The organism is Ancylomarina sp. (genome assembly GCF_041555295.1).
Classification (GTDB): Bacteria; Bacteroidota; Bacteroidia; order Bacteroidales; family Marinifilaceae; genus Ancylomarina.
On sequence record NZ_JBFFKR010000220.1, the window covers coordinates 1 to 5749 of the forward strand.

A 5749-nucleotide genomic window follows, 5' to 3' on the forward strand; every position below is an offset into this window, starting at 1 on the left:
AAAACCAAATGAAAATTGAAATTATTTTGAGAAATATTTCCTCCTAATTTTTTCAACTCTCGTCGCTTCCCCTTACCAGACTTTTTAAGAACTTCTCGCTGTATTAGCGGCTGCAAATATAAGAACTTTAATTCTTAAACTGCAAGCCTCGATTCATTTTTTCTGAAATTTTATTTTCAGAAAAACCTAGAGCTGAAAAATGAGAATCTGATACAATGATCAAAACCCTCAGCTCCTCCCGAATCGTGAGGTTGTTTAGTAGGTGTAAATAACTTTCTAAAAAAAATAAAAAATTCCTACGACCACCCTACCACTGCCTATAAAATACTACTAAACAACCATTTTATAAATCCACTCTCCGTTGAAAGTGGCTACAAATATAGGGGCAAAGCACCATTACTTCCAAGCGAAATCAAAGAAAAAAACAAAGAAATATCATATCGGCCTGACTTAGTGATGTTTAATTTTAATTCTGTTTTTAAAATAGATAATTATAACTCTATTTTCCCGTATTAAGCAACTCATTAAGTCGCTTTAATTGTGGTGCATCACCTAAAACAAAAAGTTGGAATCTTTGGTCGAGTATAATATGGGGAGAAGGATTGTAGATATAATTACCTTCATCATCTTTCAAACCAATAATGTTGGCTCCTGAAACATTTCTAACATTCAATTCTAAAATTGACCGACCAACAAAGCATGCCGCAAGCTTTGAACAAGAAACTTCCATCAAATTAACTCCCTTAATAGACTGAAGTAAAATTTTATCTAGGAACTCTATAACATCGGGCTGAGCAACTAGCTTAGCCATTTGTCGTCCGCCAAGAAGATCTGGCATAATAACGTTATTTGCTCCAGCTCTTTTCAATTTGTTATCCGATTGCATTTTGGATGATCGAGAAATAATCCTAATTCCTGGACTCAACTCTCTCGCTGTCAAACAAACATACACATTAGCAGCATCATCGGGTATTGCCGTAATCAGAGCCTTAGCTTTAGATATATTAGCAAGAGTTAAAACTTCCTCCAGAGTCGCATCGCCTAGAATAAATAACAATTCAGGTATCATCTGAATTTGATCAATACTTGACTCCTTTGAATCAACAACTACCACGACTTCACCATGCTCTAATAACTCAAGACTAGCCTGGCGTCCATTTCGGCCGAATCCACATACGATAACATGATTACTTAACTTCTCGATTTTTCTAGCCACTCTATAATCTTTTAAATTTCTACGAAAAACACCATCTAAAATAAAACGGGTTACTGCGGAAACAATATAACCAAAAATACCAAAACTGGTCAAAATCAACAATATTGTAAACAACTTACCATTATCTGTAAGATCATGCACTTCTTTAAACCCAACCGTTGAAATCGTAATTACCGTCATATACAAAGCATCGATTAGACTATACTCTATATTGAGCTGCATATAACCAATAGTACCGATACCAATCACAACAAACATAAGAGCCAAAGCGAAACTAAGTGTCTTAAAATTTTCTTCCCAGATTTGACGCCCCTTTAATGACATTGTAAATATTTATGTGAAAAAAATAAAATCTAAATTAATCAATCTTATCAAACTGCAATAAAGAAAATCATATTTGTTCAATACGAAGAATTCTGTTTCCTAATTCACATTCAAGACACTTGAATTTATCGCAATATTCTGATTTCAGATGCAATAAAGATTGGGAATGATAAGCAGTTTTAACCACTATACCGCTTTCTATCCATGATTTAATAATTGAATTTTTCTCTGGGGTCATCTTTTCAAGAAAGGACAGGGCTTTATCTACATATGAAGGGTCACCAATTTCTTTACCATAAACAAATAGAATAGGAACAATTGCATTAATTATTAATATATCTATGGTCGATTTACCCAGGACTTTCTTCTTAAAGTCAACTTTTTCTCCAAACCTGTAATGATCATTCCAATATTGAGAAGCCTCAGTTTCCAACAGCAAGTAAAACTTATCGATATTTTCAACCTGTTTGATTTTAGAAAATAATGATTGTGACTGATTAATTAAGTTAGCGAACTGAGCAATACGAACAGTTGGAAAGTTAACAGGATGAATCCGCATAAATTTCCATCGACTTTTCTCAATGGCCTTAAGTTTAAACTTACTCTTCAAAAATCGATATTCTCTTTGCAAATCAGAATAGTAGAGATCCTCAGGAATAGAATCATAAAGAAACCCAGATTGACCAAATAAAATAGCTTCCAATTGCAAGAGAGAATTCTTGTGTTTAGCCAGAATCTTCAGAGGAACTGATCGAGTAAGTTGCTCAAAAGGATCAGCATTTACTTTCATGCCAAAATATCGAGCTAATAATTGATAGAAGGTTTCTTCCCAAGAGCCCGTATTTTGATGATACATCTGTATTATCTCATCAGCCTTCCTCTCCAATCTTTCTAGCAACATTCTATCTAGCCAATGATTCACAAAAAAATTATTCAATTTCGGGATATCAACCTGGCAAGGAATCCAAGACTGAGAAGACATCAAGCTTTGATATCTTTTTATATATTGATCTGGAATTTTCAGTTCCAAACAGGGTAACAATCGTCCATCTGAGAAAACAATATCTGCATCATTTTCAAGAACGACATGTAAAATAACATTATTATATGCTAAATCTACATTATGATGATGCTTATACCAATCAGACGATTTAATATGGATTTCAACATTTCCGACCCAAAGCAAGCCATCGATTTGAATTCGAGATTCAAAAAAATCAGGCCCCGAATCTCTATTCAAGCTACCTGTTTCAATTAATTCCAATTGATGCCCCTGACTTGACATCAATTTTTCTGAATCAAAAAGTCGATACTTCCATATATAGTGTAGAAAATCTTCATTCATAAAAACAGATTCTAAATTTTTAAACAGAATACTAAATTTATGATATGTTTTCTAGGAATACAACAAAAAAAGCGATGATCTTAAGATCATCGCTTTTCAATTTCTTTAATACTAAAACTATAAAATCCCTTTTACATCCATTAAGGCTTCCATCTCTTCTTGAAGTTCCAACGCTTTTTCACACGCAACATTAGCAAAATTTGGTGTTGAATCAGCATAAATGATTCCTCTTGACGAATTGACCAACAAACCACAATGATCATTCATACCATATTTAGCAACCTCTTGCAAACTTCCACCTTGAGCACCAACTCCTGGAACCAATAGAAAATGATTTGGAGCAATCTTTCGAATATCAGATAACATTTCTGCTTTCGTTGCACCAACTACATACATCATATTATCCTTAGACCCCCACTCCTGTGATTTCTCAAGAACCTTTTCGAATAGTTTTTGCTCACCATCCTGAAAAAATTGAAAATCGAAAGCTCCCTTGTTCGAAGTCAATGCCAATAAAATCACCCACTTATCTTTATACGAAAGGAAAGGCGTAACCGAATCTTCACCCATATAAGGAGCAACTGTAATTGAGTCGAAAGGCATATTCTCAAGAAATGCACTGGCGTACATTTTTGATGTGTTTCCGATATCGCCACGCTTGGCATCAGCAATTAGAAATACTTCTGGGTAGTTTTCCTTGATATAACAAACTGTTTTCTCTAGAGAAAGCCATCCCTTTGCACCTTTACATTCGTAAAAAGCAATATTTGGCTTGTAAGCAACAACCAAATGTGCTGTTGCGTCAACAATCGCTTTGTTGAATTCAAAAATAGGATCTTCCTCTTTAAGCAAATGTTCTGGAATCTTCTTCTCATCAGTATCCAAACCAACACATAGGAAAGACTTCTTTAATTTAATTTGCTCGAATAAAGCTTGATAGTTCATTTGATATTGATTTAATGGTTGTTTAATTTCTTTTTATCTATGACTCATTAAAATGAGATCAAAAAAAAAGCAGTAGTTAAAACCACTGCCAAATATTATTATAAACCACTCTCCTTAAGTCGCTCTGCATTTTCTTCAACCTGAAGCTTATCGATAATCTCTTGAATATCGCCATCGATAATAGCACTCAAATTATACATCGTCAAATTAATTCTATGATCGGTTACACGACCTTGTGGGTAATTGTATGTTCTAATTTTAGCCGAACGGTCACCAGTAGAAACCATCGTCTTACGTTTCGATGAAATTTCATCGAGATACTTCTGATGCTCCAATGAATAAATACGTGAACGCAATTCAATCATCGCTTTGGCCAGATTCTTAATTTGAGATTTTTGATCTTGGCAGGTCACCACAATACCTGTTGGCACGTGAGTTAAACGAATAGCCGAGTAGGTTGTATTTACTGACTGTCCTCCAGGGCCAGAAGAACAGTAAGTATCCTTACGGATATCACTATCTTTCACATCAATATCGAACTCTTCAGCCTCTGGCAATACTGCTACTGATGCAGCACTGGTATGCACACGCCCCTGAGTTTCAGTTTGAGGCACACGTTGAACACGGTGTACACCTGATTCATATTTTAGAATACCATAAACACCGTTACCAGAAACATTTAAAACAATTTCTTTATAACCTCCAGATGTTCCTTCACTACATGAAGTCATAGACACTTTCCAACCTTTGCTCTCGCAAAATTTGGTATACATTCTATATAAATCACCTGCAAAGATACTAGCTTCATCACCACCAGCACCAGCACGGATTTCAACAATTGCATTTTTAGAATCTTCAGGATCTGCAGGCACTAAAAGCAATTTAATTTCATTCTCCATTTCTGGCAACTTCTCCTCAAGTTCTTCCAGTTCCATTTTTGCCATTTCGCGCAACTCTTCATCGCTCTCGGTGGCTAATATTTCTTTTGATTCAGCAATCGTTTCAAGTGCATTTCTATATCTTGTTGCAGCAGAATCGACTAACTCCAATTCTTTATATTCTTTACTTAGCTTAACATAGCGTTTCATATCACTCATTATCTCAGGATCGGTAATCAATTGACTAACCTCCTTAAATCGGATAAAAACACCTTCTAGTTTTCCTAGTAACACATTATCGTTCATCCTTATAATCTCTTAAAATTTGCACAAAATTAGGAAAATAAAATTACTTTAATTGATTTGAGTCTCATTATTAGAATATTTAAGCTTCATCACACAACATAATACTAAGCTAACATCAATATTCTCATACAAATAAATAAAAATTCTATTTTCAATTTAGATTTCAAAATACAAAGAAGCCGATCATCCTAACAAAAGGACGATCGGCTCATTTATATATTATATTTAGTATTCGAACTGTCCGAATTCACTTTTTATAGTCAACTTCTTACTTTCAGAGGCTTCAACTCGTCCAACAATTTTAGCATCTACATTAAAGCTCTTCGAAATTTCAATAATATCACTTGCGATTTCGGCAGGCACATAGAATTCATAACGATGTCCCATATTAAACACTTTATACATTTCGTCCCATTCCGTTCCACTCTGCTCTTTAATCAACTTGAACAATGGAGGCACATCAAACATGTTATCTTTTACGATATGAAGATTGTCAACAAAGTGAAGAACTTTTGTTTGAGCCCCACCCGAGCAATGAATCATACCATGAATTTGAGAACGATACTTATCCAAAGCTACTTTTACAATAGGAGCAAAAGTACGAGTCGCAGATAAAACCAATTTACCAGCATCCAAATCAGTACCCTCAACAGCATCGGTTAATTTACAATTCCCGGAATACACCAAATCCTCTGGAACCGCTCCATCAAAACTCTCTGGGTATTTTTCAGCAAG

5 protein-coding genes are annotated in these 5749 nt (G+C 34.8%); all 5 read right to left on the reverse strand.

Features of this window, described 5'->3' with window-relative positions; genetic code table 11:
• Positions 1-499: 499 nt before the first annotated feature.
• A complete protein-coding gene (locus tag ABY905_RS13205; protein WP_372644635.1) occupies positions 500-1540 on the reverse strand; it encodes a TrkA family potassium uptake protein in 1041 nt (346 codons plus the stop codon).
• Positions 1541-1607: 67 nt separating this feature from the next.
• Positions 1608-2885, reverse strand: a complete 1278-nt coding sequence (locus tag ABY905_RS13210) for a DUF2851 family protein (RefSeq protein ID WP_372644636.1) — start codon at positions 2883-2885, stop codon at positions 1608-1610.
• Positions 2886-3002: 117 nt separating this feature from the next.
• Entirely contained in the window at positions 3003-3830 is an 828-nt protein-coding gene (gene pyrF / locus ABY905_RS13215; protein ID WP_372644638.1) for an orotidine-5'-phosphate decarboxylase, read from the reverse strand.
• Between the two features lie 98 nt (positions 3831-3928).
• On the reverse strand, positions 3929-5014 hold the full coding sequence (gene prfA / locus ABY905_RS13220) for a peptide chain release factor 1 (protein WP_372644640.1): 1086 nt from the start codon (positions 5012-5014) through the stop codon (positions 3929-3931).
• Positions 5015-5239: 225 nt separating this feature from the next.
• Positions 5240-5749, reverse strand: a 510-nt coding sequence (locus tag ABY905_RS13225) for an AIR synthase-related protein (RefSeq protein ID WP_372644642.1), incomplete at its 5' end; no start/stop codon positions are given.